Genomic DNA, 26,373 nt, shown 5'->3' with positions numbered 1-26,373 from the left:
GACGGCGTGACGAGGACAGGCGGAGTGGTCGATTCCGTACGCCAGGCCGCCTCCGGTGCCTTCAGCCGTGCGGCGGTGCCGCTCTGGGCCGTCGTGGTCGCGATCGTCGGCCTGCTGGGCGCGTTCGTGGCATTCGGCGGCCTCGCTCCGGCGACGACGCAGCCGTTGCTCGTTCCCGTCGGCAGCGAGGTGCGCACCTCGCTGTACACCGTGACCGTGATCGACGCCGAGGTCACCGACGAGGTCGAGGAGCAGTATCTGGAGGCGGAGCCGGGCGAGACACTGCTCATCGTCACGGTGCGACTGGAGAACCTGTCCGACCGCGCGGTCGGGGTGGAGGGCACGGCCGACCAGGTCGCCTCACGGCTCCTCTCGTCGAGCGCACCGCTTCTCGAACTCTCCGGGGTGACCGTGACCGACACCGCGCGCTCCTGGCGGACGGACGGTTCGCTGCGCGCGGTGGTGCTGCAACCCGGCGTCCCCGCCGACGTGCGCATCGCCTTCCCCGTCGCCGACGATGCGCTGGACGAGCACGAAGCCCACCTCGATGTGTACGACGCCAGGGAGCAGTCCGGCCAGGTCATCCTCTCGCCGTCGGCGATCACGTGGCGGCGGACCGACCTGATCGCCCGCACCCCCGTGGAGGTCGATCCGTGAGCGCGCGCGGCGGATGGGTTCCGTGGGTCGCGGGTGTCGCACTCGTCCTCGCGGCCGGCGTGGTGACGGCGGTTACACCGCCCGAGGATGCGCTGACCGATCCCTTCTTCACGAGGGTGGCCGTCGACGATACGGCGACTTCCCGTACCCTCATCGCCGCGGTGCAGGAGACCTCGTTCGCCGACAGATTGACGGTGGCGGACAAGTGGGAGGCTGACGGGAACTGGCTCGTGATCGAACTCGCCGTGTCCGCACCGACGACGGAGGAGGACGCCGTGATCGGCGTCGCCAGCCTCGTGGTCGACGGGCAGGTATTCCTGGCGAGCGAGCGTCCGCCGACATCGCTGCTTCGGGCCAAGCTGCGAGTGGGCACCGACACCGTCGGGACACTGGCGTTCGAGCTTCCGGAGGGCCTGCGGACCGGGAACGGAGAGCTGCGCCTCACCGGTGAGTACCCGACGCCGCGTCTCGACGACGTCATCACCTTCCCGCTCTCGCTCGATGAGGTGCCGCAGGAGACCGACAGGGAACTCGACGAGCCGCGATTGGGGGCGCCATGACCTGGTGGCGGACACAGCGCTTCGCGCTGGTGGCGCTCGTGGTGGCCGCGGCCGCCGCGATCGCTGTGCACGTCTGGTTCGATGTGCTGCCTGCCGCCCCGAAGAGCACGCAGGTGCAGGATGCGGAAGAAGGGAGGGCCGAGGTCGCCGGGCAGACACTCCGTCTGGACTCCGCCCGCTGGGATGAGTTCGAGGCACCGGCGGGATCGCGGACACTCAGCATCCGGATCGATGCCAGGGCGGAGGGCGAGTCCGCCGGATGCGGGATGTTCACCCTCGCCGAGACCGACGGCGCGCGCGTCTGGACCAACGCCCGGTCCGTGCTCGACGTGCCCTACGACGAGGGCGAGTCGGGCTGCCAGAAGGAGTCAGGCTCCTCCGTCATCCTCGCGGTGTTCCTGCTCCCCGACGACGCCGACGGGCCGTTCGTGCTCGACATCCCCGGCACCGACGAGATCGCGCGCTTCCCCATCGAACCCTGATTCGCGTGTGCCCATCCGTGCTTCCGGGCGACCCACCACGGTGTCGAAGGCGGTCGCCACGATCGCGACACGCAGCGGCTCAGCTACGGCGGCCACGGCGACGAGGAGAAGCGGGAAGAAGCCCGACCAGAACGCGGTGTCGTGCGCGCCGACGAGTTGCAGAACGCCGCGCGAGCCGACCTGCTCGGCCCACGACCACACGGCATACGCCAGTGCCGTGCAGCCGAACACGACGGGGCCGCCGCGCCAGATCAGGGCCAGTGCCGCCCACAGCCCTTCGAGGCGGAGTGCGAGGTTTCGCGCGAGGTTCGACACCGCACCAGGGGGCGCCTGCTCGATACGCCCCAGCACCGCCGGAGTCGCGTCGAAGGTCGTGCCGTAGATGACGCCGGCCACGGTCAACCATGCCGCGGGCACGACGACCGCGGCGACCACCAGTCCGACCAGCCACAGCACCGTCTCCCACAGCGTCGCCACCGGGAGCACGTGGGCTCCGAACCAGTCGCCGATGCCCTCGAACCAGGCGATGCCCGCTCGCTCGGCGATCCACTCCTTGGCCTGCGCCCACCACTGGCCCACCAGGGTGAAGAGCATGAAGGTCCAGACCACCTCGGCGTACGCGGCGAGCGCGAGCGTCCACGACGGCAGTCTCCCGCCGATCCGAGCGAGGAGCACGCGCACGACGAGCGCGATGACCAGCACGGCGACCGGCAGCACGCCCACCGCGATGAGGCCGCCGCGGTCGCCGACCTGGGCGGCGTCGTAGCTGGCGTCGCGCAGGGCGATGCCGCTCGCGATGTTGAAGAACGCCTTGATGTCGACGTCGAGCATTCCCCAGGCGGCATAGAAGGCGAAGAACGGCAGGATGGCGACCAGCGTCGTCTGCGCGAATTGCCGGTAGCCCGGGCGGTGGTCGGATGCGCTGTGCGGCAGCGACCGCTGCACCGTGAGGTACATGGCGACGTACGACACCAGGCGCGCGGCCACGGCGAGCGGCAGGAGCAGGAGTCCGCCGAGCGTGGTGAGTCCGCCTACGAAACCCGCGAGCTGCACGAAGATCTCGTGAAGAGCCTCGCCGGCGAGATACCAGGCCGCCAACGCGAGACCGTGCCGTGCGAGGAGGCGCCCGAAGGTGCGCACGGCCGGGATCATGCCCCCACGGTACCGGTTCGCTGACTGCCCCTGCGGAGCGGATGTCGACACCCCGCCCGCGCCGCGGCGCGTATGCCCCGCACGCCCGTCTGCGTCAAGTCCCTGGAGCGGATGATCCACACGCGGCAGGATACGAAGCATCGCACCGATGGGAGCCCTGTTCATGACCGTATCCGCCCCGGCATCCGCCCCGGCCGCAACCCTCCCCTTCACCGACAGAGGGCCGCTGAGTCACGCCGTCATGTCGCACCTGACGGGCGACGACACCACTGCCGCCGACCACACGGGCCTCGCGACCGCTGCCGTGGCGGCGAGCGCTGACGTGGTGCGCGACGACGACATCCAGCTCGCGCTCTTCGTCCTCTACGCCTCGTCCTACGGATCGCTCCCGCAGCTCGATGCCGACCTGGAGTGGGACCCCGCCCTTCTCACCACCCGCCGGATCCTCGAGGAGACGTTCGAGAGCGCGCTGCGCGCGAGGGTGCCGATGCCGGAGTCTCCCGAGCCGACCGTGGACGCCGTCGGCCGCGCGCTCTTCGCCCTGGCCGCCGCCGACACGGGACCGAGCCTCTCGCGGCACATCGCGAAGAAGGCCACCAGGGAGCAGGCGGAGGAGACCCTCATCCAGCGCTCGGTGTACACGCTGCGCGAGGCGGATCCGCACTCCTGGGCCATCCCCCGCCTGCAGGGACGCGCCAAGGCCGCCCTCGTCGAGATCCAGTCGGACGAGTACGGCGGCGGGCGACCGCAGCGCGTGCATGCCGAGCTCTTCGCCCGCGCGATGCGTGCCGCGGGCCTCGATTCCACGTACGGGGCGTACGTCGACGATGTGCCGGCGATCACTCTCGCCTCGCACAACATGATGTCGATGTTCGGGCTCAACCGCCGCCTCGTCGGCGCGATCGTCGGGCACCTGGCCGCATTCGAGATGACCTCGTCCATCCCCTGCCGCCTGTATGCCGACGGCCTGCATCGTCTGGGGTTCGACCCGGATGTGGCGGCCTATTTCGAGGAGCACGTCGAGGCGGATGCGGTGCACGAGCAGATCGCCGCGCGAGACCTCGCAGGGAGCCTCGCCGAGGACCACCCCGAGCTGCTGCCCGACATCCTGTTCGGCGCGGCGGCGTGCCTGACGGTGGACGGTTGGGGCGGCGAACACATCCTGGAGTCCTGGCAGGCGGGCACCTCGTCGCTCCGACCGCGGGTGGCGTCATGAATGCCCGGACCGAGCCGCCGTCGATCACGCCCTATCCCGACGGACCGCTGCTCGTGCGGGGCGCCGTCGAACTGCGCACCGCCGACGGTGAGCCGATCGAGCCGAATCGCCGCACCGTGGCGCTGTGCCGCTGCGGGCTCTCGACCCTCAAGCCGTTCTGCGACGGCACCCACAAGGCGGCGGGTTTCCGCACCGACGACTGATCGCCGCGCCGACGTCGTCGCGGTTCAGGCCTCGGGCCAGTAGTAGCTGTCGGGAAGGGCGCGGGCGCCGAAGATCGCCTGACCGACACGGACACAGGTCGCCCCCTCCTCGACCGCGATCTCGTAGTCCCCCGACATCCCCATCGAGAGCTCGCCGGAGCCGATGAGGTCGGGGGCGTCTTCCCTGGCCTGGTCTCGCAGCGTGCGAAGGAGGGAGAAGCACTCGCGCACCCGCTGGTCGTCGGGCGTCAGGATGGCGAGCGTCATGAGTCCGCGCACGCGAAGGCTCTGATACGAGGGCAGCGCCTCGAGGAACGTGGGGAGTTCCTCCGGCGGCATCCCGAACTTCGAGTCCTCCGCCGAGGTGTTCACCTGCACGAAGACGTCGAGGCTGCGTCCTGCCGCCTGCAGGCGCCGGTCGAGCGCTTCGGCGACACGCAGCCGGTCGAGGGCCTGGAACTCCGCGGCGAACGCGGCGACGTCCCGTGCCTTGTTGGTCTGCAGATGTCCGATGATCGACCACGACACGTCGAGGTCGGTCGTCTCGCCGTGCTTGCGCACCGCCTCCTGCACCTTGTTCTCTCCGAGCAGCCGCATGCCGGACTCGATGGCGACCCGGACGCGCTCGGTGGGGACGGTCTTGCTCACCGGAAGCAGCGTGATGTCGTGCGGGTGACGCCCCGCGCGACGGGCCGCCTCGTCGATGCGTGCGCGGACCGCTGCGATGTTGGAACGGAAGTCGTCGACGGTGACCGCCGTGGGGTATCGATCGTCGGCCCCGTCCGGCCGTTCCATTTTTGACATAGGCCAAAGACTAACATAGTCTTAGGCCGATCTGATGTGAGGCTGGATCGCCTCGCGCCACACCCGACAGATCGCTCCGGATCCTCACCACCCCCGAAAGAACTCCATGCCCACGAAGATCGCCATCAACGGACTCGGGCGGATCGGGCGCAACCAGCTCCGCCTTCTCATGACGCGCAGGTCCGACCTGGAGCTGGTCGCGCTGAACGACCCGCGCGGCGCTCGCGGGATCGCCGACCTCCTCGAGAGCGACCGGGGAAGCGGCCGGCCGACAGCCGCGGCCCGACATGACGACAAGCATCTCTTCGTCAACGGTCACGCGATCCGGGTGTACGCCGAACACGACCGCCGATCCCTGCCGTGGGACGAACTCGGCGTCGACATCGTGATCGAGTCGACCGGCCAGGCCGTCCGCGCGGACACCGCGAGGGAGCATCTCGCCGCCGGCGCCGAGAAGGTGATCTTGACGTCGCCCGCTGCCGGCGACGACGGGACCTTCGTGCTCGGCGTGAACGAGGGATCGTACGACCCCGACCGGCACCACGTCGTCTCCAGCGGGTCGTGCACCACGCTCTGTCTGGCGCCGGTGTTGCAGGTGTTCGACGACGCGTTCGGGATCGACGCGGCGCTGATGACGACGGTCCACGCAGGCTCCGTCGACGACTGCGTCCAAGACATCCCGCACGCCGACCTGCTGCCCGCGGGAACCCGAGACGCGAGGATCAGCGCGAGCAGCCTCGGCGCCGCCGAGGCTGTCACCCGCGTCCTCCCGCACCTCGACGGCCGACTCGAGGGCACGGCGCTGCGGGCTCCCACGCTCAGGGGGTCGATCACGCATCTCACCGTCACGGCGACGCGGACCGTGACGGCCGACGAGGTGAGAGTGGCCTTCCAGACGGCTTCGGAGGGAAGACTCAAAGGGATCCTGCGCTGCGCCGACGATGAGATCGCTGTCTCGGACTCGGTCATCGACCCGCACTCGTCGATTCTGGACACCACACTGATCCGCGTGATCGGCTCACAGGTCAAGATCTCGGCCTGGTACGACGACGAGTGGGGATACTCGCACCGTCTCACCGAACTCGTCGCACACGTCGCAGAAAGGCGGACTCCATGACGACCTCGTCCTCGCCGCCGCGCACCGTGCTCGCATTCCGGCACGTCCACTTCGAAGGCCTGGGCATCCTCGAGCCGCTGCTGATCGAGCGGGGGTATCGCGTGGAGTACGTCGACCTCGGCGTGCAGGCGATCGACATCGAGCGGGTGGACGACGCGGATCTGCTCATCGTGCTCGGTGGCCCCATCGGGGTGTACGAGACCGTGCACTATCCGTTCCTGCACGCGTCGAAGGAGGCGATCGCGCACCGGCTGCGCGACGGCCGGGCGATGTTGGGCATCTGTCTGGGCGCACAGCTCATCGCCGAGGAGATGGGAGCAGCGGTCGCTCCGACCGGGTCCGTGGAGATCGGCTACGCGCCGCTCGAGCTCACGCCCGAGGGCCTCGACTCTCCCCTGCGTCCCCTCGACGGTCTGCCCGTCCTGCACTGGCACGGCGATGCCTTCACCATCCCTGAGGGCGCCCGCCATCTCGCCCGCACTCCGGACTTCCCGAACCAGGCGTTCGCCACCGACACGGTGCTCGCACTGCAGTTCCACTTGGAGGCCGACCACCGCACGATCGGGAACTGGCTCATCGGGGACGCGCACGAGCTGCACCACCACGACATCGACCCGCGCACGATCCGCGAGCAGGCGAGGATCCACGGCCCGCGACTCGAGGCCGCCGCCCGTGCCGCGATCGCCACCTGGCTGGACGAGGTCGACAGCCCGGCGCACTCCGCCGACGCGAGCTGAGACGGCACGACGAAGGGCCGGGACCTGATGGTCCCGGCCCTTCGTCTGCGGCAGATCAGCTCGCGCGGCGCAGTGCCACGCTCGGGAAGTCCACCGGCACATCGAGCGCGATGTTCACGTAGTTCGTGAACAGGTTCAGCGCCACCTGGCCGATGGTCTCGACGATCTGCTCGTCGTTCCACCCCTGCGCGCGGACCGCGTCGACATCGGCCGAGGACACCTGTCCGCGGGCGTCGACGAGCTTCAGCGCGAATGCCAGCAGGGCGGCCGTGCGCGGATCGTCGGACTCGCCGACCTGTGCTGCGGCGAGCGTCTCGCGCGTCAGACCGGCCTTCTTGCCGAGTGCGGTGTGCGCCGCGAGGCAGTAGTTGCACGAGTTGCGATCGGCGACCGCCACGGCGATCTGCTCACTGAGCGCAGCACCGAGGGTGCCGCCGCCGTACGCGCCGAATGCGCTCCACATGCTCGTGAGGGCAGCCGGGGAGTTCGCGACGGCGCGGAACATCGCCGGCACGGTCCCGAAGGCGCCGGCGATCTGGTCGAGCTGCTCCTTGACGGGTCCGGTGGCCGATTCGCGTTCGATGAGAGAGACGTTGGGCATGTAATGCTCCTTCGTTAGTCGGGTGAGGCCGATCGGCCTCCCCTCGAGTCTTCCGAGAATCATCGGACGATGCGCAGCAGAACGTCTTGCATTCATGACAGATCGTCCAGATACTGGAACCATGCCCTCTGTCGACCGCCTCACTCCGCTGCTCGAGCGCTTCCGCGTGCGCACGCGCCTGTTCCACTCCGGCCCCCTGTGCGGCACGACGGTCTTCCCGGCGAGCGGCGGCCACGGCTACCTGCATGTGCTGCGACGCGGCGAGATGGAGGTGACCCACCGTCGCCCCGACGGCAGCACCGAGCGCGAGCTCATCACGCGGCCGAGCCTGCTGTTCTTCCCGCGTCCGCTCGACCACACCTTCCTCAACGCGCCGACCGACGAGTCGGACTTCGCGTGCGCGACGTTGGACTTCGACGGCGGGGCCACACATCCGCTCGTGCGCACGCTTCCTTCGACGATCGTGCTGCCCCTCGATGAGGTCGCCGCGCTCGCCCCGGCGCTCGACCTGCTGTTCTCCGAGGTCGACAACGTCCGCTGCGGACGCCCGCTCGTCGCCGACCGCATGTTCGAAGTGGTCCTGATCCAGCTGCTGCGGTGGATGCTCGACAACAGCGGGCGCCTCGATCTCCCGCCGGGCCTGCTTCCCGGGCTCGCGGACGAACGGCTCGCCCCGGCACTCGTCGCGATGCACGAGGCGCCCGGCGATCCCTGGAATCTGGAGTCGCTGGCGCGCCGGTCGAACATGTCGCGGAGTGCGTTCGCCGCGCGGTTCAAGGACGTCCTCGGACGATCGCCCGGGGACCACCTCACCGAGTGGCGTCTCACCGTCGCACAGGAGCAGCTGCGCGCCGGGATGTCGGTGAGCACCGTCGCCGCGGAGCTCGGCTACGCCAGCGCCTCGGCGTTCTCTCGGGTGTTCGCCCAGCGCATCGGCCATTCGCCGAGAGCGTGGCTCGCCCTGGCCGCCTGACCCGCAGCGGAACCCCGGCGATCAGCCGCCGGCCGACATCACGACCTCGAGACCGCTGACGACCCGGTCGAGGTCCTCGCGCGTGAGCGACGGGTGCACCGGGATCGAGAGCACCTCCTGCGCCGCCCGCTCGGTCTCGGGCAGGTCTTCCCCGGGGGCGTACCGCTGCAGCGAGGGCAGCCGGTGGTTGGGGATCGGGTAGTAGACGCCCGCTCCGACAGCGTGTTCATCGCGCAGGGCGTCCCGCACCCGGTCGCGCTCGCCCCCGGCGATGCGCACCGTGTACTGGTGATACACGTGCTCGGCGCCGTCGGCGACCCGCGGAATCGTGAGCCCGTCGATGCCGGCGAGCGCCTCATCCAACAGCGCCGCATTCCGCTGACGCTGCCGGGTCCACTCCCCCACCTTCCGCAGCTGCACGCGACCCACCGCGGCGTGCACCTCGCTCATGCGGTTGTTGTACCCGACGATCTCGTTCGCGTACTGCGTCTCCATCCCCTGGTTTCGCAGCAGCCGCATGGTGCGAGCCATGTCCTCGTCGGCACACGCGACGATGCCGCCTTCGATGGCCGTCATGTTCTTGGTCGGATACAGGCTGAACATCCCGAACGCGCCGATGGTGCCGGCCGGACGACCGCGCCAGGCAGCCCCGTGCGCCTGCGCCGCATCCTCGTAGATCGCCAGGCCGTGCTCGGCCGCCACCGCTTCGATCTCGTCGACGAGGAAGGGATGCCCGTACAGATGCACCGGCATGATGCCCTTCGTCCGCGGAGTGATCGCCTCGTGCACCCGTGCCGGATCGAGGGTGAAGTGCACCGGCTCGATATCGACGAAGACCGGGGTCGCGCCCGCGAGGACGACGGAGTTCGCCACCGCAGCGAACGTGAATGAGGGCACGATCACCTCGTCGCCCGCTCCCACCCCCGAAGCGATCAGGCCCAGCAGCTGCCCGCTCGTGCCCGAGTTGACCGCGACCGCCGTGCGACCCTGCAGGAACTGCTCGGCGAACTCCGCCTCGAACGCGGCGACCTCCGGGCCCTGCGCGAGCATCCCGCTGCGCAGCACGCGCTCGACGGCCGCCACTTCCTCGTCGCCGATGAGCGGTTTGGCTGCGGGGATGAATGCGCTGTCCATGGCGGAAGGCCCTTCGTCGGCGTCGGCTCGAGTGAGCCCGGTCTGAGGTGGAGGCAGGAATCGAACCTGCGTGCACGGTCTTGCGGACCGCGACCTGGCCACTCGGTCACTCCACCGGGTCGGAGGCGCTCAGGATGCTGGCGGCGAGTATCCGCTCAGAAAGGAGCCGAAGCGTCGGAGCGCGTCGGCGAGCACGTCGGTCTGGGGGAGGAAGGCGATCCGGACGTGATCGGGGGTACGCAGGTGGAACGCCCTCCCGTGCACGAGGAGGATACGCTCCGCGTCGAGGAGGTCGAGGACCAGCCGTTCGTCGTCGTCGATGCGGTGCAGCTCCGGATCGAGGCGCGGGAAGAGATACAGCCCCCCACCCGCGGCCTGGGTGCGGATACCCGGAATCGCGTCGAGCGCGTCGAGCGCCGCATCCCGTTGCCGCGTGAGCCGGCCATCGGATGCGACCAGCGCGTCGAGCGAGTCATCCTGCGTCAGCGCGGCCGTGATCGCGTGCTGCGCGGGAACCGATGCGCACATCCGCATGGACGCCAGCAGGCGCACGCCGGAGAGGAACTGGTCATCGGCATGGAACCCGGTGACCGTCATCCAGGCGGCGCGGTAGCCCGCGACGCGATGGGTCTTCGACAGCCCGGCGAACGTGACGCAGGGCACATCCGGCGCGACCTGCGCGGTGGAGAGGTGCTCGAATCCGGGATAGACGACCCGGTCGTAGATCTCATCGGAGAGCAGCAGCAGCCCGTGTCGTCGCGCGAGCTCGGCGATCTGCTCGAGCACCTCGCGCCCGTACACCGCCCCCGTCGGGTTGTTCGGGTTGATGAGGACGATCGCTGCGGTGTGCGGGCCGATCAGCGACTCCATCGCTGCGAGGTCGGGCATCCAGCCTTCGGACTCGACACAGGGGTAGTGCACCGGCTGCCCTCCGGAGAGCACGGTCGATGCGGTCCACAGCGGATAGTCCGGGCTCGGGATCAGCACCTCGTCGCCCGGCTCCAGCAAGGCCTGCAGAGTGAGTCCGACGAGCTCGGAGACGCCGTTGCCGACCGTGATGTCGTCGATCGAGAGAGCGGGGAAACCGCGGCGGTGGGCGTAGTGCGCGGCGATGGCCTCGCGGGTCTCGGGCAGACCCGCCGATTCCGAGTAGCCGTGCGCGTGCGGGAGCGCGGAGCGCAGTGCCTCGACGATGGCCGCCGGAGCCTCGAACCCGAAGGGGGCCGGGTTGCCGATGTCGAGCCGCAGGATGGACTCACCACTGCGCTCGAGTTCGGCTGCGCGTGCCGCGACGGGGCCGCGGAGGTCGTACAGCACGCCCTCCAGCCGGGAGGAACGCCCGATCCGGTACTCGGCGCCCGCCATACCGCCCGCCCTCACGCCCCCTCCCCCGTCGCACGGACACCGGCGATGGCCGTGGCGAGGTCCTCGACGAGGCGCTGCGTGTCGGCCTCATCGAGGTCGTGCACGGTCAGGCGCAGGTGCGAGTCACTCGTCGAGCCGTCCTGATCGAGCGCGAACTCCGCACCGGAGCGGGCGAGCCAGCCCCGCAGCGCGAGGCGACGGGCGGCCTCGGCGGTATCGCCCTGGACATCGACCCAGACGTTGAGTCCGTCGTCGCCCTGCGCGTGCACTCCCCGCTCGGCGAGCAGCGCGACGAACGCGCGGTTGCGTGCCGCATAGTGCGCGCCGGAGTCGGCGATCAGGTTCTGGGTCGCCGTATCGCGCAGCATCCCGGCGGCGAGCCGCTGCATCACATGGCTCACCCACATCGTGCCGGGGCTGAGTCGCAGGGCCAGCCGGTTCGCGGTGACCGGGTCGGATGCCGTGACCGCGAGGCGCATGTCGGGTCCGAGGAACTTGGACACCGAGCGCACCAACGCCCATCGGTGATGGGTGGGCGCGATGATGCTGGAGTAGGGCGTCGTCGAGAGCAGCGAGAAGTGGTCGTCTTCGACGATCAGGACATGCGGGTGCTCGGCGAGCACCTCGCGAAGCGCCATCGCCCGCGCCGCACTGATGCCGACACCGGTCGGGTTGTGTGCGCGCGGCGTGCAGATGATCGCGCGGGCGCCGCTCTCCAGTGCGGTGCGCAGCCCCTCGACGGTCATCCCCTCGCGGTCGACGGGGATCGCGACAGGCGCGTACCCCGCCAGGCGTGCGGTGTGGATGCTGGAGAGGAAGCACGGGTCTTCGAGGCCGACGCGGTCGCCCTGCACCAGGCTCTGGGCGAGCAGGCGTTCGACGGCGTCCACGGCCCCGGCGGTGATCGACAGACGGAAGGGTCGAGGGTGGTCGGCGGCGATCCACTCCGTGGCCCATTCGGCCAGTGCGGGATCGATCACGGATTCGCCGTAGAGCACGTGGGCGGGCTCGACACCGGCGAAGGCGGCGGCGAGGTCGGGAAGGTGCGCGGCATCGGGGTTGCCGCTCCCGATGTCGCGCAGCACGGTCCCCGCGGTGAAGCCCTCGTCGGGGTTCTGCGCAGGACCGAGCACCGTCGTGCCGGTGCGACCGCCCGTGATAGCGATGCGCGCGGTGACCAGCGAGCGGTAGGCCGCGAGCACCGTGTTGCGGTTGACGCCGAGGCGGGCGGCGAGGGCCCGGACCGAGGGGAGGTGATCGCCGGGGGCGAGCTCGCCGCGATCGACTAGATCGCGCACGCTCTCCGAGATCTCGGCGGCGGTGGCGCCCGCGATGCGGTCGGAGACGTCGTCGCGATCGCGTGCCTGTGCCATGGCTCGACGCTATTCGAGATTTTGACCTATGTCAAAGTCGCGCCGAGGCGGCAGAGGAGCGGGACGTGCGCCACCGGCCCCGCTCCTCCCCTACTCCCGCGCCGCTACGACGCGACCAGCACCGCCTGCGCCGCTTCGAGCCCGCTGGAGTGCGCGCTCGCGACCGAGCTCTTGATCGCCCCGGCCCAGAACAGCGTGTCCTTCGCCGGCCGGTAGATCGTGTCCTGATCCCGCTCGCCGGTCGCATACGCCCCGAGGGCGAACTCGTCGTCGCGCCAGTCGTAGTTCGACGCGTTCACGTAGTCCAGCCCCTGGTCGCCGGCGAGCTTGCGCACTCCGGCGAGCGCCGCGTCGAACCGCTCCTTCTCCGGAAGCGCGAGCAGCTCCCGCGCGCGATCCCCGGTGTCCCAGGCCACGATGAGCTGGCCGTCGTAGCCGGGCATCCCGGTGGACTCATCCCAGAACTGGCAGGGCCCCTCGTCGTGCTGGTTCACCATGTCGAAGCTCTCCGGGCGCACCGGGTGGTCGAACTCGAGGATGGTCTTGTACGCGACGGTCTGCTTCACCGCGTCGATGGCCGCCATCCGGTCGTCCTCCAGCGGCGGCGAGAAGGTGATCGACTTCTTCTGCAGCACCCCGATGGGCACCGTGACGACGCAGGCATCCGCCTCGAATGTCTCGGATCCCGCCTGCACGCTCACTCCGGATCCGGAGTAGTCGATCGTCTCGATCGGCGTCTCCAACCGCACCTCCACGCCTTCCCCCACGGCGTTCAGGATGTCGACGTACGGCGCGAGCAGCTTGTAGTCACCGGCGTACCCGTCGGGCTCGATCACCCCGGTCTTCGACACCGTCAGGCAGGCGGTCAGCGTGTCGACGACACCGGAGGCCGGGTAGACGGCGAACTGCTCGGTGTCGACCTGGATGCCCAACAGCGCGAGCGGGTAGTTCGTCGGCGCGATGCCGAGGCGCTCCAGGTACTGCAGCGCCGAGTCCTTCGCCGTCGGCTCCGGCAGCGGCACCGCGAGCGCGGGCGTGCCCTCGGGGAAGGCGTAGAAGTCGGGGGTGTCCCAGCCGACCCACGGCGTGCTCGGGCTGTAGCGGGAGAACTTGTTCTCGAACTTCCGCCCCTCGATCCCGAGCTTCTGCGCCCAGGCCCAGGTCTCGGTGTCCGGCCCGCCGTGACACAGCGATGCACCGCGCTCGTGCGGGATGCTCATCAGGGTGCGGTCGGTCCACAGGCGTCCGCCCACGCGGTCGCGCGCCTCGAGCACGATCACCTTCTTGCCGGCGTCCATCAGCTCCCGCGCGGCGGCCATGCCGGCGGAGCCCGCCCCGATGACGATGACGTCGTAGGACCCTCCTCCGCTTCCCGCGGACGGCGAGGGCGATGCCTCACCCGGCCCGCACCCGACGAGCATGATCGCGCCCGCCCCGAGCATCCCGCCCAGCACTGCACGCCGCGAGAAGACGACGTCACTCATGCGCTTTTCCATCAACGAACTCCTTTGATCGTGGAAGACCGAAAACTGCTGTGTGCCTGACTGCAGCCCCCTGCAGTCCCCCAGATCTGAGCGAGCGCCGCATCCGGCGACGCCCGCGTCCGCGTCAGCCGCGCTCGTCGACCTCCTTCCCGAGCCGCTGTGAGATCCACACCGGGATGAAGGACGCGACGATGACGACCGTCGCGACGACGTTGACGACGTTGGCCTCATTGGGCCGCGCCATCTGGTTCATGATCCACAGCGGCAGGGTGTCGACGCCGGGAGGAGCCGTGAAGATCGTCACGTACACCTCGTCGAAGCTGAGGGCGAAGGCGAGGATGGCGCCGGCGATGAGCGCGCTGCGGAACTGCGGCAGCGTCACCAGCACGAACGTCTGCCACGGGCTCGCCCCCAGGTCTTTCGACGCCTCCTCGATGCCGGGGTTCATCCGTCGCAGCCGCGCGAGCACGTTGTTGAACACCATGACGATGCAGAAGGTGCCGTGCGCGATGATCATGCCGTAGAAGCCGACCTGGATGCCGATGGGCTCCAGGATCTGGTTGTACGTGTTGTTCAGGGCGACGCCGGTGACGATGCCCGGTAGAGCGATCGGCAGCACCACGAGGAGATTCACGGCGCGCTGACCGAAGAACGAGTACCGCTGCAGCGCGAAGGCCACGAGCGTTCCGAGGATCACGGCGATCACGGTGGCACCGGAGGCGACGAGGACCGAGTTCAGCAGGGCCGCGCGCACCGGCTCGCTGGTGAACGCCTTGCCCCACCATTCGAGCGAGAACCCGGTGACCGGCCAGCTCACGATGCGCGCGGAGTTGAACGAGTTGAGCACGACGAGCGCGAGCGGGATGTACATGAACGCGAGCACGATCGCGACGATGATTCCGAGCACGACCTTGGAGGTGCGGGACAGTCTCAGCATGCGCGACTCACATCCTTTCCAGAGCACCGGTGCGCTGCACGCTCACCAGGTAGACGACGACGAAGACGATCGGCACGAGCGAGTACGCGGCCGCCAGCGGCGGGTTCAGGTTGATGTTCGACGCGATCACGCTGCCGATCATCTGCGTGTCGCCGCCGACGAATCGGGCGACGAGGTAGTCGCCGAGGCTCAGGGAGAACGTGAACACGGAACCCGCGATGAGGGCGGGCTTGATGAGCGGGAGCACGACCGAGACGATCGTGCGCCACGATCCCGCACCGAGGTCGGCGGAGGCGTCGAAGAGGTTGGGCGGCAGTTGTCGGATCGCGGTGTAGACGGGCACCGCCATGTACGGCAGCCACAGGTACGTGAGGGTCAGCACGACGGTCAGGATGCTGAAACCGGGGCCGGAGAGCCCGAGGGGTGCGAGCAGCCAGTTCGCGAAGCCCTGCTCGGTGAAGGTGATGCGCATCGCGAGCACCTTGACCAGGTAGCCGGCCCACAGCGGCAGGGTGATCGAGACCGCGAGGAGTGCCCGCAACCAGGGCGAGGCGACCTTCGCCATGAAGATGCCGAGGGGGACGGAGATGAGCACGGCGAGCACCGTCACGGCGAGCGCGATCTCGAGGGTGCGCAGCGACGTCGACAGGTAGGCGGGGTTGACGAAGAGCTGCTCGAAGTTGCGCAGCGTGAAACCGGGCTTCACCTTCGAGGTGAAGGGGTCGGTGATCCAGAAGGCGGTCACGAGGAGCATGACCAGCGAGAAGATGTAGATCCCGATGAGCCAGGTCATCGGAAGAGCGAGGAGCCCGGCGATGCGGAGGCGGCGCTTCATGTCGATCCCGTTCGTGGTGGCGGAAGATCTGCGGAGGTGAGGGGCGGGCCGGAAGACCCGCCCCTCGATGCGGCTCAGCCCTTGACCGAGAGCCAGGCGTCCGTCCACTGCTGGAAGTTCGTGCAGGTGACGTCGGTGCGGCCGTCGATGCACTGCTCGATCGGCGTCGTCCAGAACCAGACGTTCTTGAAGTACTCCTCGTCCGTGGCGTTGAAGTAGTCGCAGTGCGCCTTCGCCTCGTCGCTGGTGTCGCAGAAGGCGGCGTTCGCGGGAGCCATGCCGAAGTTCATCGCGATCGCGCCGTTCACCTCCGGCGAGGACGAGTAGTCCATCCACGCGTAGGCGCAGTTCGGGTTCTTCGACTCGGTCGCCATCATCCAGGCGTCCGACCACCCGGTCGAGCCCTCTTCCGGCAGCACGCTCTTGAACTTGTCATCCTCGGTGAGCTTGCGCAGCACCTCCCACGACGTGCCGAGCACCGTGGTGCCGCCCGCGAACGAGGTGATCTGCGCGGCCGGGTCGGACCAGTACTCCGAGACGATGTCGTTCTGCTGCTTGAGCAGGTCGATCGCCGCATCCAGCTGCTTCTGGTCGAGCGCGTACGGGTTCGTGATGCCGAGGTCGGGCTCGTGCGCCATCAGGTACACCGCGGCGTCGGCGATGTAGATCGGGGCGTCGTAGGCGATGACCTTGCCCGCGTAGGGGCTGTCCTCCTCCCACGCGATGTCCCAGCTGGTGGGTTCCTCGGTCACGACCTCGCTGTTGTACTGGAGGATGTTCGCGCCGCGACCGATCGGGATGCCGTAGGACTTGCCGTTGATGGTGTCGTAGATCTGACCCTTCATGCCCTCGACGATGTCGTCGCCGAAGTTCGGGATGAGCTCGAGGTTGAGCGGCTGCACGTCGCCACCGGCGATCAGGCGCAGGCTCGCGTCGCCCGAGGCGGAGACCAGGTCGTAGTCGCCGGTGCGCATGAGCTGGACCATCTCGTCGCTGGTGCCGGCGACGCGGCGGTTCACGACGCAGCCGGTCTCGGTGGTGAAGGCGTCGCTCCAGGCGGGCTCGACGAATCCACTCCAGGCGACGATGTTGACCTCGCCCTCGTAGTCGCCGAGCTCCTCCTGCATCGCGATGTCGGGAACGTCGATCTGGAGTCCGCCGCCCCCTTCGGCCGGCGTCTCCTCTCCGCCGGTGGAACAGCCGGACAGTGCCAGGGCGGCGACCGCGGTCATCGCCGCGGTGGCCAGGATCTTCTTACGCATGGATCGCTCCTTCGTGATCGGTGCTGCTGTGTTCTCAGGTGTTCGGGTGTTGCGGTGTTTCACGTGCGGTTCTTCAGGGAAGCCGGGCCGCGTGGTCGGGTGACCAGACAGCACGGACGTGGTGTCCGCGGGCGAGGTCGTCGTCGGCGGAGTGGCGTGCGTTCGGGCGTTCGGCGATGAGGTCGAGGCCCGCATCGGTCGTGACGAGGTAGCGGGTGGCGGGGCCCGTGTAGACGACCTCGCTGATGGTGCCGGTGAGCGAGACCTCGCCCGCGGCGAGCGCCGCATCCGGTCCGATCAGCCGCATCCGCTCCGGGCGCACACTCATGGTCCGCCGGTCGCCGGTCAGGCTCTCGGCCAGCTCTCCGCCGATGAGGTTCGAGAGTCCGAGGAAGCGTGCGACGAACTCGGTCTCCGGGCGCTCGTACACATCGCGTGCGGTGCCGACCTGCTCGATCCGGCCGCCGTTGAACACCGCGACGCGGTCGCTGAGCGTGAGGGCCTCCTCCTGGTCGTGGGTGACGAAGATGAAGGTGATGCCGACCTCGCGCTGGATCTGCTTGAGCTCGATCTGCATCTGCTCACGGAGCTGCTTGTCGAGCGCACCGAGCGGCTCGTCGAGCAGCAGCACCTGAGGGCGCAGGATGAGGGCGCGGGCCAGGGCGATCCGCTGCCTCTGCCCGCCGGAGAGCTGGTGCGGCAGGCGGTCGGCGACGTGGTCGAGCCGCACCTGCTCCAGCGAGGTCTGCACCCGCGCGGCCCTGGCGCTCTTGCCCTCGCCGCGGACGCGCAACCCGTAGCCGACGTTGTCGGCGATGGTCAGGTGCGGGAACAGCGCGTAGTCCTGGAAGACGGTGTTGACCGGACGGGCGTGCGGAGGGGTCCTGGTCACGTCGACGCCGGAGAGGCGGATGCTGCCGGAGGTGGTGTCTTCGAACCCGGCGATCATGCGCAGCACCGTCGTCTTGCCCGAGCCCGACGGACCGAGCATCGACAGGAACTCGCCCGAGGCGACCTCGAGGTCGAGGTCGCGGACGGCGGTGAACTCGCCGAACGACTTCGTGACGCCGCTCAGGGTCACCGTCCCGTCGGGGCGGGCGGCCTCTGCGGCTGCGGGTGCTGCGGGTGCCGTGGCGATCATCTCGCGCTCCTCGGTCATCGTCGAACTCGGAAGATTCCCCAAAACATATAAACCCAGAGGTAATATGTCAACAGCGAGTTTCTTGGGTATGGTGAGCGCGGAAGGGAGAATCGCAGAATGGCATCGAGCTCGACGACGCATCCGACGCACGCCCCTGCCGACCCCTCCCCCGACGCGGAGCACGAACAACCGCACCGCCTTCAGGGCGCACTGTTCCAGCCCATCGGCGACGAGGGCAGGGCCGAGCTCGTCGAGCGCCGCCTGGTCGACGCGATCACCCGCGGCCACCTCCGCGCCGGCGAGCGCCTCCCCTCCGAGGCCGACCTCAGCAAGAGCCTCGGCGTCGCTCCGGTGACCGTGCGCGAGGCACTGCTCGCGCTGCGCGGTCGCGGTCTCGTCGTCACCCGACGCGGGCGTAACGGCGGCAGCTTCGTCGCCGCACACGCCGATCCCCTGACGTTCGCGCGGGAAGCGGTGCGTCGCACCTCGCGCGTCGCCCTGCGCGATCTCGGCGCGCACTACGCCGCCATCACCGGTGCCTGCGTCCGCCTCGCAGCGAGGCGCGCCGACCCGAGTGAGACGCAGCGGGTGCGCCGTCGGATGGACCGGATCGACGAGCTCGACACCGAGGCGCAGCGCCGGCTGCTCGACGACGTGCAGATCGAGATCGTGGCCCTCAGCCAGTCCGCGCGACTGACCCGTGAGCAGATGAAGCTGCAGGCGGAGCTCTCGCCCTACCTGCGTCTCGTCGCGCACGAGACCGAGAATCTTCGACGGCAGGGCGCGCACCTCGCCGCCGTCATCGACGCCGTGGAGGCCGGAGACCCCGACGCCGCCGGGGCGAGGACCGAGCTCATGGCCGCCGAGACCATCGACGCGCTGATCCGGCTCCAGGCCGCGAACGGTTAGTTCCGAAGACCCGCATCGACGTGCACAGGAGGACGCGATGAACACAGCAACCGACACCGCCACCCAGGCCGCGGCCGCGATCGTGGAGGACTACTTCGCAGCGCCCGTGCGGGCACTGGTCGACTGGGTGGGCCCGTTCGCCACCCAGGTCGCCGAGGCCAGGGCCAGCGGACCGCTCACCCGCTCGAAGATCGATGCCCTGGTGCGACCGCATGCACTGAAGACACTCGACCTGCGCGGCGTGCCCGTGTACGGCGCCGGGTTCATCGCGGCGATCGATCTGCTCGCCGACGCCCACAGCCACCTGGCGTGGTGGCAGGGCGACGACCGGCGGCAGCTCGTGCTCGCCTCGCAGTCGCTCAACAAGGAGAACATCGACTACAGCGCGCTCGAGTGGTACCGCGTGCCGATGACCACCGGGGAGCCGCATGTCGCCGGCCCTTATGTCGACTACCTCTGCAGCGACGAGTACACGATCACGATCGCCGTGCCCGCCGATGTGGACGGACAGCGGATCGGCGTCGCCGGACTCGACCTGCTCGTGTCGGCGGTCGAGCGGGACCTGACCCACCGGTTCGCCGCGCTGGGCAGCGAGGTCACGCTGACGAACGGCGTCGGACGCGTGGTCGTGTCGACCGATCCGCGATGGGCGACCGGCGACTCGGTGCGCGGCAGCGGTCTCGCCGACCTCCCGCGGGTCGCCTGCCCCACCGTCGCGCTGGATGTGATCGTCGGCTGAGGAGCGCTAGAGGGCGCCGGACCCCCGGGCGGCATCGAGGGTACCGTGCCGCGGATCGTCGCGGACCGGCACTTGACCAATGGTAACCTCCTGGTTACCATTCTGAGCATGGACATCTTCGCGGCGATCGCCGATCCGATCCGTCGCGATCTGCTGCGTCGGCTGGCAGCGGGCCCCGCGCGCGTCGTGGACCTCGCCGACCGGCATGACATCTCACGACCGGCGATCAGCAAGCACCTGCGCATCCTGACCGACGCCGGGCTGACCCGCGGCGAACACCACGGTCGCGAGCGCCACTACTCGCTCGAGATCGAGCCGCTCGCCGTGGTCGGCGATTTCCTCGCGGAGCTGGTCGCCGGTCGCGCACCCGTGACGGCGCAGCACCTGGACGCGCTCGACACCGAGGTTCATCGCGCGGGCCGCGACCGTCGCCGCGCCGCATCCGCATCCCTGAGCACGGAGGAGAACATCGCATGAACCCGACCGGAGTCTTCGACGCCGAACGGCGCACCTTATCGCTGCAGCGGGTCTTTTCTGCACCCGTCACAGACGTCTGGGCGAGCATCACGGAATCCGACCGACTCGCACGCTGGTTCGGCACCTGGACGGGCGACCCGTCGACGGGGCGGGTCCTGGTCACGATGAATGCCGAGGCTGCGCCCATCCCGCCCGCCCCCTACGACATCCATGTGTGTGAGCCGCCGCATCGCCTCGACGTCAGTGCCGTCGATGAGTACGGCGCCTGGCGGCTGGTCGCCGAGCTGGTCGAGGCATACGGGCGCACCACCCTCATCCTTCGGCAGGAGGACGTCGACCCCGGCACGTTGGGCGAGACGGGCCCCGGCTGGGAGTGGTACCTGGACCGATTGGTCGCCGCGTCCACCGATCGACCGCTGCCCTCTCTCGACGACTTCGACACGGAGTACATGCCGCTGGCCGCGGCCTACGCGGCGATGCCTGCCTGACCGCGGCGCGGCGAGCGGTCGGGGGCGTGCGCGCGTCGGTGGCACCGGGCACGATGAGGGCATGACCGACGGCCACGATCCGGCGTTCCTCGGAGCGACCCTCGCCCTTCCACGCCCGGCGCAGCCGGTGCGCCCACTCCCCTATCCGCGCTTCACGGTGCTGCTCGATCCTGCACGGCAGCTCGCCGCAGTGACCGCGGTGAACATCGACGGCGCCTCGCTGCAGGATCTCCCGCGCACCGGCGACTGGCGGCTCGACGAACGCGTGCCGGCCGCCGAGCAGACCGGGCCGGAGGTCTATGCCCGCAACGACCTCGACCGCGGGCACCTCGTGCGCCGCCGCGATCCCGGATGGGGGCCGGTCGATGCGGCCCGCGCCGCCACCGAGGCGACCTTCTCCTACCCGAACGCCGCACCGCAGGCCGCCGGCTTCAACCAGTCGAAGGAGCTCTGGCTCGGCCTCGAAGACCATGTGCTCGCCTACGCCGAGACGACCGATCAGCGGGTGTCGGTCTTCACCGCGCCGGTCCTGGCCGACGACGACCCGCCGTACCGCGGCATCCGGATCCCGTTGCGGTTCTGGAAGATCGCCGCCTGGCAGGGGCCGGACGGGCTCGCCGCCGCCGGGTTCCTGCTCGACCAGTCCGAGCTCGTCGACACGCGGGAGGGCGTGCTCGCCGTGCCGCCACTCGGGGCCTTCCGCACGTTCCAGGTGCCGATCGCCGACATCGCCGCTCTGACCGGCATCGACCTGGGCCCGCTGCCAGCTGCAGATGTGCGTGAGCGACCCGGAGCGCGGGAAACGGGATGGCGGAGTCTGGACACTGCGGATGACATCCTGCTGTGACGCCGGCGACGGAGCGCACTGGACCGGTGGAGTCGCCGACTCACTACCCTCACCCCTACGGCAGCCAGGAGATTACGACGTTGTATCATCAAGGACGGTGATGACGTCTGGGAGGTCGTATGGCAGCCACCCTCCACGACGTGGCGAATCTCGCCGGCGTCTCGATCAAGACCGTCTCCAACGTCGTGAACGACTATCCGCATGTCAAGGAGTCGACGAGGACCCGCGTACGCCAGGCGATCGAAGAGCTCAATTACCAGCCGAATCTGTCGGCACGCTCTCTCCGCTCCGGACGGAGCGGAGTGATCGGGCTGGTGCTGCCTGAACTGAGCCTCAGCTACTTCGGGGAACTCGCCGACGCGGTCATCGCCGAGGCGGAGAAGCATGGTCTCGTGGTGCTCATCGAGAAGACCGGCGCCGATCGTGACCGCGAGATCGCCGTCCTGACCAGTCCGCGCATGCAACTCACCGACGGACTCATCTTCAGCCCGCTCGGCATGGGTCAGGCGGATGCGCGGCACTTCGAAGTCGACTTCCCGGTCGTGCTCCTCGGCGAGCGCATCTTCGGCGGCCCCGTCGACCACGTCACGATGCGCAACGTCGAGGCGGCGCAGGCCGCGACGGAACTCCTCCTGAAAGCGGGTCGCCGACGCATCGCCCTCGTCGGCGCGCACGTCGATGAGGATGTCGGGTCCGCAGCCCTCCGCACGCGGGGCTACGAGCAGGCGCTCACCGCCGCCGGCATCGAGGTCGATCCCTCTTTGGTGCGGTACACGACGCTCTGGCACCGGTCCAACGGTGCCGCGGCGATCCGAGACCTTCTGAGCGACGGCGTCGAGTTCGATGCCGTCTTCGGCCTCAACGACGCACTCGCCCTGGGGTCGATGCGCGCCCTCCAGGAGGCAGGCCTGCGCATTCCCGACGACGTCTCGGTCGTGGGCTTCGACGACATCGACGAGGCCCAGTACACGCTTCCGAGCCTGTCGACGATCAACCCCGGTCGGGAGCAGATCGCCGCGCTCGCCGTGGAACTGCTTCTCGCCCGTATCCGTGACGGCGGCGGTCGGCCATCGGAGCCCCGCGAGGTGCTGGTCGACTTCGAGGTGGTCGTCCGCGAATCCGCAGTCCCGGCCGACTGACGCCTGTCGGGATACCGGAGCGGAGCGGCCGATGTCTCCGACCGCCCCGCGCCCTGCATCACTCCTGCATCACTGGATGCCCTCCTTGATGAGGCGCCACTCCTGGCACGCCGCGCCCGTCGGGCCCCACTGCTGCGCGACCGCTCCGTCGGCGGTCGAGCAGGAGCCGATCTCGAGGAGCTTTCCACTGTTCGCGTTGGCGACGGTCCAGTAACCCGCACTGTTGGGCGAGAGGTTCCAGCGCTGCGTCGCGGTTCCGCTCGCCGACCGCTGTACCGCGTCGGTGCCGTCAGCCGTGGACGCCCCTGGGATCTCGAGGAGCTTCCGGCTGTTCTTGTTCACGAGTTCGAACGTTCCCCCCGTCGCGGGCTGCACCTTCCAGATCTGCGTGGCGTTCGCCGTCGGCCCCCACTGCCCGGCAGGGGCACCGTCGGTCGTGAGCGCAGACAGGATCTCGAGCACCTTGCCGCTGTTGCGGTTCTGCACCTGGAAGGTCGCCGGCAGGGTCGTCCCGCTCTTGTGGAGCTGGATCTGGTCGAGCTCGGCGAAGGTCCCCGAGTAGGCGAACCGCACGGTGTTGGACCCGGCGTTGAGGGTGACGGCCTTCTGCGCCCAGAGGTAGCGGCCCCAGTCAGCGGTGGCGGGATAGCTGATGCTCGACGCCGCCCCTCCGTTCACCGACACCGCATGGCCGCTCGTGGCCCCCGTGCCGTTCGCGTACCGGACGTTGAGGTCGTAAGTTCCCGCCTGCGGAACGTCCACGGTGAAGGTCACCGTGCTGTCGGCGAAGTTGATGTTGCCGACCTTGCTCCCGTTCGAGGCGTCGCCGTGCGTGACGAGCGTGGTGTTCGTCCGCGCGGCGTTCTCCGCCTCGTAGGCGGTCGCGGTGAGCGGGATCGTCCCGACCCGGATGTCGTTGTAGAGGTAGGTCTGACTAGGGTTCGACGGATTCGCGCGGTAGTTGTCGACGTTCACCGCCTGGTACAGCGTGCGTCCGTCCGGGCTGTAATCGATCCCCTGCGCGAAGCCGGTGATCGAGCTCGGACCGTTGAACGTCACCGCAAAGGGCAGTCGCTCCCACGGACCGGCGCCGAGGTTGTAATTGACGAAGAAGTTCTGTCCGCCGTCGAGGTTGCCGGCGGCATCGAGCCCCCACTTCGAGGCGACGACGATCATTCCCTTCGGCCCGCCGGTGGGCACCCACTTCACCGTCGGGGACGATCCGATTCCGCGACCGTCCGCGAGTTCGACCGGCGTTCCCAGACTCGTCGTCGATCCCCAATTGAGTCCGTCGGGCGACTTCTTGAAGAACACCGGCGACGCGTTCGAGAAGGCATATCCCTGCGCATTCACCACTTCATACGTCGCGATGTAGGAGCCGTCGGGCAGCTTGTCCACCGTGATCATTCCTGGGCGATGCGTGGAGTCGGTCGGAGCGGACACGTTCGAGAGCGCGCCCCACGTCTGGCCGCCGTCGAGCGAGCGCCGGTAGGAGACGGCCTGGAGCACGCCGTTCGCCTTCTGCCGCTCGTCCGAGAAGTAGGCGACGAGTCCGCCCCCGCCATCGATCGCCAGCGTCGGCTCCCAGACGGTCGTGGTCGTCGACGTCGAGGAGGGGTCGTAGATCGCCGGCCCACCCGTGTCGATCGTGCTCACGTAGCTCCAGGACACTCCTCGGTCGGTGCTCTTGTAGACGACCAGCTTCGTCACCGACGACGCGGCGTTGCGATCAGCGGGCCTGATCTGGCCGGTGAGCAGGATCGTGCCCGCCGCGAGGTTCCCCGTCGTCTGCGGAACCTCGAAGAGGAACGGCTGCGCCAGGCGGTCGAGCTGCGTCGTGCTCTCCTGCCCGGCGATCCCGGGGAACTGCAGCCCCGGGTTGACCGCCGAGATCTTCTGCCAGCTCGTGCCGTCGTTGGTGCTGCGGAAGATCGGCCACTCCTGGTGGCACGCCAGGGCCGGGTTCGCGAGGCAGGCCTGCGTGTCCGTCGTGGGGTTGGAGCTCGGGTCGACGTCCTTGATCAGACGCCCGTCGTCGAACGTGTTCAGGAGCGTCCCGTTGGAGGTGCCGTTGTGCTTGAGGGCGATGATCTTCGCGTAGGCAGTGCCCGTCGCGTCTCCGCCCTCATCGTTGAACGACGAACCGTCCGGTGGGGCGTACACGAGCGATCCGTTGCCCGTCGTCACCGCCTGAGCCGATGTCGCGACGAATCCCGTCGCCACGAGTGCCAGCGTCGCGGCGATGGCGGACAGTCCTGCCAGCCTCCCGCGCGATCTCTGTTCCGATAACCGCTTCATTGCGTCCTCCGAGGTTGAGGTCCTGACGCGGAGTTCCCCATCAGGATTTACATCGTTGTAAATGGAGAATTGCACAACGTTGTAAATCAGTCAAGAGCCGCGGCGATCAGCGCCGGGAATGCCGCAGGAACGCGTCGGCCACCGGCGTGCGATGCCGCTGGAGCACACCATCACTGTCCTCCTCGAGCGCCCACAGTCCCATGGAAAGGCGGTAGTCCATCGGCTTGCCGTCTCCCGGGCGATAGGACCACTCGACCATGTCCGTGATGCACCACCACGTGTATCCGATGACGTCGACGCCGGCGGCGCGAAGGTCCTCGACCGCCGCGATCGACGCATCCATCCAGGCGATCCGCTCTTCGACGGTGCCGGTATAGCTCGTCTCGGTCAGGAAGACGGGCCGCTCGTAGCGCGCGGCGAACGACTGGATGACGTCCGCCAGACCCTCGGTGCCGGCATCGAGGCGAGGCCGAAGATCGCGCGGACCCCCGGTGTGCACGACCCCTGCTTCGAACACCTCCGTGGAGTGCTGCGGGTAGTAGTTGACCCCGACCACGTCGGGGATCGCCGTGTTCTCGACGGCCCAGGCGAAGTCCTCGTCGGTGAACCCGTTCTCCCGCAGGTATTCGGCGAGCGGGTGGTCGCCGCCGACGCGACCCATCACGAGATCCTGGACGATGTACGCGCGATGCCGGAGGTGCTCGTGAGTCTCGCTCTGCGCAGCGGTGTCTCCCGCGAACCGGAAGGAGGCCTCGACATGCACGAAATCGGCATCCGGATCGGCGGCGGCGATGGCCCGCTGCGTCGTGACGATGCCGCGGGAGATCCCACGGAGCACCTCCACGAAGCCACGATCGCCGGAGCAGTACGGCGGCCACTGCGCGAACTCACCGCAGTACATGATGTTCAGAAGCGGTTCGTTCAGAGGCGTGTAGTGCCGGATTCGACCTCGATACCTTTCGGCGACGGCGGCGGCGTACTCGGCGACGCGCTCCGGATACTCCGGGTTGACGAACTGATCCTCGAGCCAGAGCGGCGTCCCGTAGTGGACGAGATCGGCGATGAGCTCGATCCCCAGCTCGTCGAAGCGGTCGATGACCTTATCGAGCCACTCCCAGTCCCACTCACCCGGCGCCGGGTTCACGCGGTACCAGGGGATGCCCCACCGCACCATCTCACTGCCCACGTCGGCGCAGTAGCCGAGATCCTCCGACCAGAAGCGGTAGTGCTGCATGAGTTCGTACTCATCCAGCGCGCGCTCACCCGGCCGGGTCTGAGGGATGAAGGTGTCTTCCACTCCCATCGCGAATCGCAGGCGTCCGTCCTCGAACCAGTTCACGTCGTCGTTCTCCTTCTCGGATCCGCGGATCCGTTTCGATCTCTCTGCCGCGTGTCGGCGCCCGACACACGGCAACCCGCACCGATCGGGAGCGTCGGTGCGGG

General features: G+C 69.0%; 27 protein-coding genes and 1 tRNA gene. 14 read left to right on the top strand and 14 right to left on the bottom strand.

The features are described from left to right. The first annotated feature begins 6 nt into the window (after positions 1 to 6). From ACCO44_RS06610 to ACCO44_RS06600, 3 genes are read left to right on the top strand one after another with little or no spacing between them, the layout of a single operon-like run. Positions 7 to 657 (top strand): hypothetical protein, encoded by a 651-nt coding sequence (locus ACCO44_RS06610; RefSeq protein ID WP_372469028.1) that lies wholly within the window; start codon positions 7 to 9, stop codon positions 655 to 657. Then, positions 654 to 1,217 (top strand): hypothetical protein, encoded by a 564-nt coding sequence (locus ACCO44_RS06605; protein WP_105710537.1) that lies wholly within the window; start codon positions 654 to 656, stop codon positions 1,215 to 1,217. Before ACCO44_RS06610 ends, ACCO44_RS06605 begins: the two co-directional genes overlap by 4 nt. Beyond that, complete coding sequence (locus tag ACCO44_RS06600) at positions 1,214 to 1,699, top strand: hypothetical protein (RefSeq protein WP_146114816.1); 486 nt, start codon at positions 1,214 to 1,216, stop codon at positions 1,697 to 1,699. Before ACCO44_RS06605 ends, ACCO44_RS06600 begins: the two co-directional genes overlap by 4 nt. On the opposite strand, the gene ACCO44_RS06595 is transcribed toward ACCO44_RS06600, so the two are convergent. After that, a complete protein-coding gene (locus ACCO44_RS06595; protein WP_372469027.1) occupies positions 1,586 to 2,851 on the bottom strand; it encodes a hypothetical protein in 1,266 nt (421 codons plus the stop codon). The genes ACCO44_RS06600 and ACCO44_RS06595 overlap by 114 nt on opposite strands. Positions 2,852 to 3,014: 163 nt before the next feature. On the opposite strand from ACCO44_RS06595, the gene ACCO44_RS06590 reads away from it, so the two are divergent. After that, positions 3,015 to 4,067: an iron-containing redox enzyme family protein gene (locus tag ACCO44_RS06590; RefSeq protein ID WP_372469026.1), complete on the top strand. Its 1,053-nt coding sequence runs from the start codon at positions 3,015 to 3,017 to the stop codon at positions 4,065 to 4,067. Then, complete coding sequence (locus ACCO44_RS06585; RefSeq protein ID WP_372469025.1) at positions 4,064 to 4,270, top strand: CDGSH iron-sulfur domain-containing protein; 207 nt, start codon at positions 4,064 to 4,066, stop codon at positions 4,268 to 4,270. The genes ACCO44_RS06590 and ACCO44_RS06585 overlap by 4 nt, the downstream gene beginning before the upstream one ends. A gap of 24 nt (positions 4,271 to 4,294) precedes the next feature. On the opposite strand, the gene ACCO44_RS06580 is transcribed toward ACCO44_RS06585, so the two are convergent. Further along, entirely contained in the window at positions 4,295 to 5,074 is a 780-nt protein-coding gene (locus tag ACCO44_RS06580) for a YggS family pyridoxal phosphate-dependent enzyme (RefSeq protein WP_372469024.1), read from the bottom strand. Positions 5,075 to 5,180: 106 nt separating this feature from the next. Here ACCO44_RS06580 and ACCO44_RS06575 point away from each other — a divergent pair, with 106 nt between their 5' ends. Both ACCO44_RS06575 and ACCO44_RS06570 read left to right on the top strand, forming a co-directional pair. Beyond that, complete coding sequence (locus ACCO44_RS06575) at positions 5,181 to 6,191, top strand: type I glyceraldehyde-3-phosphate dehydrogenase (RefSeq protein ID WP_372469023.1); 1,011 nt, start codon at positions 5,181 to 5,183, stop codon at positions 6,189 to 6,191. Beyond that, positions 6,188 to 6,928, top strand: coding sequence for a glutamine amidotransferase (locus ACCO44_RS06570; RefSeq protein WP_372469022.1), 741 nt, complete (start codon positions 6,188 to 6,190; stop codon positions 6,926 to 6,928). The genes ACCO44_RS06575 and ACCO44_RS06570 overlap by 4 nt, the downstream gene beginning before the upstream one ends. 55 nt (positions 6,929 to 6,983) lie before the next feature. Here ACCO44_RS06570 and ACCO44_RS06565 read toward each other — a convergent pair whose 3' ends face one another. After that, on the bottom strand, positions 6,984 to 7,529 hold the full coding sequence (locus tag ACCO44_RS06565; protein ID WP_372469021.1) for a carboxymuconolactone decarboxylase family protein: 546 nt from the start codon (positions 7,527 to 7,529) through the stop codon (positions 6,984 to 6,986). A 121-nt stretch (positions 7,530 to 7,650) separates the two neighbouring features. Between ACCO44_RS06565 and ACCO44_RS06560 the strand changes: the two genes are divergently transcribed. Next, complete coding sequence (locus ACCO44_RS06560; RefSeq protein ID WP_372469020.1) at positions 7,651 to 8,502, top strand: AraC family transcriptional regulator; 852 nt, start codon at positions 7,651 to 7,653, stop codon at positions 8,500 to 8,502. A gap of 21 nt (positions 8,503 to 8,523) precedes the next feature. On the opposite strand, the gene ACCO44_RS06555 is transcribed toward ACCO44_RS06560, so the two are convergent. From ACCO44_RS06555 to ACCO44_RS06515, 9 genes are all read right to left on the bottom strand, one after another. Continuing rightward, the gene (locus ACCO44_RS06555) at positions 8,524 to 9,636 is read right to left on the bottom strand and encodes a DegT/DnrJ/EryC1/StrS family aminotransferase (RefSeq protein ID WP_372469019.1); all 1,113 of its coding nucleotides are present in this window, start codon (positions 9,634 to 9,636) and stop codon (positions 8,524 to 8,526) included. Positions 9,637 to 9,681: 45 nt separating this feature from the next. Then, positions 9,682 to 9,752: transfer RNA gene (locus ACCO44_RS06550), tRNA-Cys, on the bottom strand. 13 nt (positions 9,753 to 9,765) lie between these two features. Further along, positions 9,766 to 11,001: a pyridoxal phosphate-dependent aminotransferase gene (locus tag ACCO44_RS06545; protein WP_372469018.1), complete on the bottom strand. Its 1,236-nt coding sequence runs from the start codon at positions 10,999 to 11,001 to the stop codon at positions 9,766 to 9,768. Positions 11,002 to 11,012: 11 nt separating this feature from the next. Beyond that, positions 11,013 to 12,374: an aminotransferase class I/II-fold pyridoxal phosphate-dependent enzyme gene (locus ACCO44_RS06540; RefSeq protein WP_372469017.1), complete on the bottom strand. Its 1,362-nt coding sequence runs from the start codon at positions 12,372 to 12,374 to the stop codon at positions 11,013 to 11,015. Between the two features lie 104 nt (positions 12,375 to 12,478). Continuing rightward, positions 12,479 to 13,858 carry a flavin monoamine oxidase family protein gene (locus ACCO44_RS06535; RefSeq protein WP_372469016.1) on the bottom strand — a complete coding sequence of 460 codons (1,380 nt, stop codon included), beginning with the start codon at positions 13,856 to 13,858 and terminating at the stop codon, positions 12,479 to 12,481. 124 nt (positions 13,859 to 13,982) lie between these two features. Continuing rightward, positions 13,983 to 14,795: an ABC transporter permease gene (locus ACCO44_RS06530; RefSeq protein WP_029262206.1), complete on the bottom strand. Its 813-nt coding sequence runs from the start codon at positions 14,793 to 14,795 to the stop codon at positions 13,983 to 13,985. Positions 14,796 to 14,802: 7 nt separating this feature from the next. Continuing rightward, positions 14,803 to 15,630, bottom strand: a complete 828-nt coding sequence (locus ACCO44_RS06525) for an ABC transporter permease (protein WP_372469015.1) — start codon at positions 15,628 to 15,630, stop codon at positions 14,803 to 14,805. Positions 15,631 to 15,704: 74 nt separating this feature from the next. Continuing rightward, on the bottom strand, positions 15,705 to 16,892 hold the full coding sequence (locus tag ACCO44_RS06520) for an extracellular solute-binding protein (RefSeq protein WP_372469014.1): 1,188 nt from the start codon (positions 16,890 to 16,892) through the stop codon (positions 15,705 to 15,707). Positions 16,893 to 16,965: 73 nt separating this feature from the next. After that, on the bottom strand, positions 16,966 to 18,033 hold the full coding sequence (locus ACCO44_RS06515; RefSeq protein ID WP_105710605.1) for an ABC transporter ATP-binding protein: 1,068 nt from the start codon (positions 18,031 to 18,033) through the stop codon (positions 16,966 to 16,968). A gap of 117 nt (positions 18,034 to 18,150) precedes the next feature. Between ACCO44_RS06515 and ACCO44_RS06510 the strand changes: the two genes are divergently transcribed. The 6 genes from ACCO44_RS06510 to ACCO44_RS06485 all read left to right on the top strand — a co-directional run bounded on the left by ACCO44_RS06510 (position 18,151) and on the right by ACCO44_RS06485 (position 22,632). Then, positions 18,151 to 18,942 carry a FadR/GntR family transcriptional regulator gene (locus tag ACCO44_RS06510; protein ID WP_029273944.1) on the top strand — a complete coding sequence of 264 codons (792 nt, stop codon included), beginning with the start codon at positions 18,151 to 18,153 and terminating at the stop codon, positions 18,940 to 18,942. A 37-nt stretch (positions 18,943 to 18,979) separates the two neighbouring features. Continuing rightward, entirely contained in the window at positions 18,980 to 19,681 is a 702-nt protein-coding gene (locus ACCO44_RS06505; RefSeq protein ID WP_029262201.1) for a cache domain-containing protein, read from the top strand. A gap of 108 nt (positions 19,682 to 19,789) precedes the next feature. Beyond that, positions 19,790 to 20,158, top strand: a complete 369-nt coding sequence (locus ACCO44_RS06500; protein WP_029262200.1) for a helix-turn-helix transcriptional regulator — start codon at positions 19,790 to 19,792, stop codon at positions 20,156 to 20,158. Continuing rightward, positions 20,155 to 20,646 (top strand): SRPBCC domain-containing protein, encoded by a 492-nt coding sequence (locus ACCO44_RS06495; RefSeq protein ID WP_372469013.1) that lies wholly within the window; start codon positions 20,155 to 20,157, stop codon positions 20,644 to 20,646. Before ACCO44_RS06500 ends, ACCO44_RS06495 begins: the two co-directional genes overlap by 4 nt. 61 nt (positions 20,647 to 20,707) lie before the next feature. Beyond that, positions 20,708 to 21,493: a DNA/RNA non-specific endonuclease gene (locus tag ACCO44_RS06490; RefSeq protein WP_372469012.1), complete on the top strand. Its 786-nt coding sequence runs from the start codon at positions 20,708 to 20,710 to the stop codon at positions 21,491 to 21,493. 119 nt (positions 21,494 to 21,612) lie between these two features. Then, a complete protein-coding gene (locus tag ACCO44_RS06485) occupies positions 21,613 to 22,632 on the top strand; it encodes a LacI family DNA-binding transcriptional regulator (RefSeq protein WP_262001435.1) in 1,020 nt (339 codons plus the stop codon). A gap of 69 nt (positions 22,633 to 22,701) precedes the next feature. On the opposite strand, the gene ACCO44_RS06480 is transcribed toward ACCO44_RS06485, so the two are convergent. Next, positions 22,702 to 24,930: an RICIN domain-containing protein gene (locus ACCO44_RS06480; RefSeq protein ID WP_372469011.1), complete on the bottom strand. Its 2,229-nt coding sequence runs from the start codon at positions 24,928 to 24,930 to the stop codon at positions 22,702 to 22,704. 106 nt (positions 24,931 to 25,036) lie between these two features. Next, the gene (locus ACCO44_RS06475; protein ID WP_372469010.1) at positions 25,037 to 26,269 is read right to left on the bottom strand and encodes a family 1 glycosylhydrolase; all 1,233 of its coding nucleotides are present in this window, start codon (positions 26,267 to 26,269) and stop codon (positions 25,037 to 25,039) included. Positions 26,270 to 26,373 lie beyond the last annotated feature (104 nt).

The sequence above is a fragment of the Microbacterium maritypicum genome (assembly GCF_041529975.1).
GTDB lineage: Bacteria > Actinomycetota > Actinomycetes > Actinomycetales > Microbacteriaceae > Microbacterium.
The sequence above is the reverse complement of the archived record's forward strand: the minus strand, read 5'-3'. Positions and strand labels throughout refer to the sequence as shown.

Excerpts from the sequence above, each read along its gene's own strand:
- ACCO44_RS06510 (WP_029273944.1), top strand. The coding sequence starts at position 18,151 with ATGGCATCGAGCTCGACGACGCATCCGACGCACGCCCCTGCCGACCCC.
- ACCO44_RS06505 (WP_029262201.1), top strand. The coding sequence starts at position 18,980 with ATGAACACAGCAACCGACACCGCCACCCAGGCCGCGGCCGCGATCGTG.
- ACCO44_RS06495 (WP_372469013.1), top strand. The coding sequence starts at position 20,155 with ATGAACCCGACCGGAGTCTTCGACGCCGAACGGCGCACCTTATCGCTG.
- ACCO44_RS06480 (WP_372469011.1), bottom strand. The coding sequence starts at position 24,930 with ATGAAGCGGTTATCGGAACAGAGATCGCGCGGGAGGCTGGCAGGACTG.
- ACCO44_RS06515 (WP_105710605.1), bottom strand. The coding sequence starts at position 18,033 with ATGATCGCCACGGCACCCGCAGCACCCGCAGCCGCAGAGGCCGCCCGC.
- ACCO44_RS06535 (WP_372469016.1), bottom strand. The coding sequence starts at position 13,858 with ATGAGTGACGTCGTCTTCTCGCGGCGTGCAGTGCTGGGCGGGATGCTC.
- ACCO44_RS06570 (WP_372469022.1), top strand. The coding sequence starts at position 6,188 with ATGACGACCTCGTCCTCGCCGCCGCGCACCGTGCTCGCATTCCGGCAC.
- ACCO44_RS06525 (WP_372469015.1), bottom strand. The coding sequence starts at position 15,630 with ATGAAGCGCCGCCTCCGCATCGCCGGGCTCCTCGCTCTTCCGATGACC.
- ACCO44_RS06490 (WP_372469012.1), top strand. The coding sequence starts at position 20,708 with ATGACCGACGGCCACGATCCGGCGTTCCTCGGAGCGACCCTCGCCCTT.
- ACCO44_RS06520 (WP_372469014.1), bottom strand. The coding sequence starts at position 16,892 with ATGCGTAAGAAGATCCTGGCCACCGCGGCGATGACCGCGGTCGCCGCC.
- ACCO44_RS06555 (WP_372469019.1), bottom strand. The coding sequence starts at position 9,636 with ATGGACAGCGCATTCATCCCCGCAGCCAAACCGCTCATCGGCGACGAG.
- ACCO44_RS06600 (WP_146114816.1), top strand. The coding sequence starts at position 1,214 with ATGACCTGGTGGCGGACACAGCGCTTCGCGCTGGTGGCGCTCGTGGTG.
- ACCO44_RS06540 (WP_372469017.1), bottom strand. The coding sequence starts at position 12,374 with ATGGCACAGGCACGCGATCGCGACGACGTCTCCGACCGCATCGCGGGC.
- ACCO44_RS06560 (WP_372469020.1), top strand. The coding sequence starts at position 7,651 with ATGCCCTCTGTCGACCGCCTCACTCCGCTGCTCGAGCGCTTCCGCGTG.
- ACCO44_RS06545 (WP_372469018.1), bottom strand. The coding sequence starts at position 11,001 with ATGGCGGGCGCCGAGTACCGGATCGGGCGTTCCTCCCGGCTGGAGGGC.
- ACCO44_RS06530 (WP_029262206.1), bottom strand. The coding sequence starts at position 14,795 with ATGCTGAGACTGTCCCGCACCTCCAAGGTCGTGCTCGGAATCATCGTC.
- ACCO44_RS06580 (WP_372469024.1), bottom strand. The coding sequence starts at position 5,074 with ATGTCAAAAATGGAACGGCCGGACGGGGCCGACGATCGATACCCCACG.
- ACCO44_RS06595 (WP_372469027.1), bottom strand. The coding sequence starts at position 2,851 with ATGATCCCGGCCGTGCGCACCTTCGGGCGCCTCCTCGCACGGCACGGT.
- ACCO44_RS06500 (WP_029262200.1), top strand. The coding sequence starts at position 19,790 with ATGGACATCTTCGCGGCGATCGCCGATCCGATCCGTCGCGATCTGCTG.
- ACCO44_RS06485 (WP_262001435.1), top strand. The coding sequence starts at position 21,613 with ATGGCAGCCACCCTCCACGACGTGGCGAATCTCGCCGGCGTCTCGATC.
- ACCO44_RS06585 (WP_372469025.1), top strand. The coding sequence starts at position 4,064 with ATGAATGCCCGGACCGAGCCGCCGTCGATCACGCCCTATCCCGACGGA.
- ACCO44_RS06575 (WP_372469023.1), top strand. The coding sequence starts at position 5,181 with ATGCCCACGAAGATCGCCATCAACGGACTCGGGCGGATCGGGCGCAAC.
- ACCO44_RS06590 (WP_372469026.1), top strand. The coding sequence starts at position 3,015 with ATGACCGTATCCGCCCCGGCATCCGCCCCGGCCGCAACCCTCCCCTTC.
- ACCO44_RS06565 (WP_372469021.1), bottom strand. The coding sequence starts at position 7,529 with ATGCCCAACGTCTCTCTCATCGAACGCGAATCGGCCACCGGACCCGTC.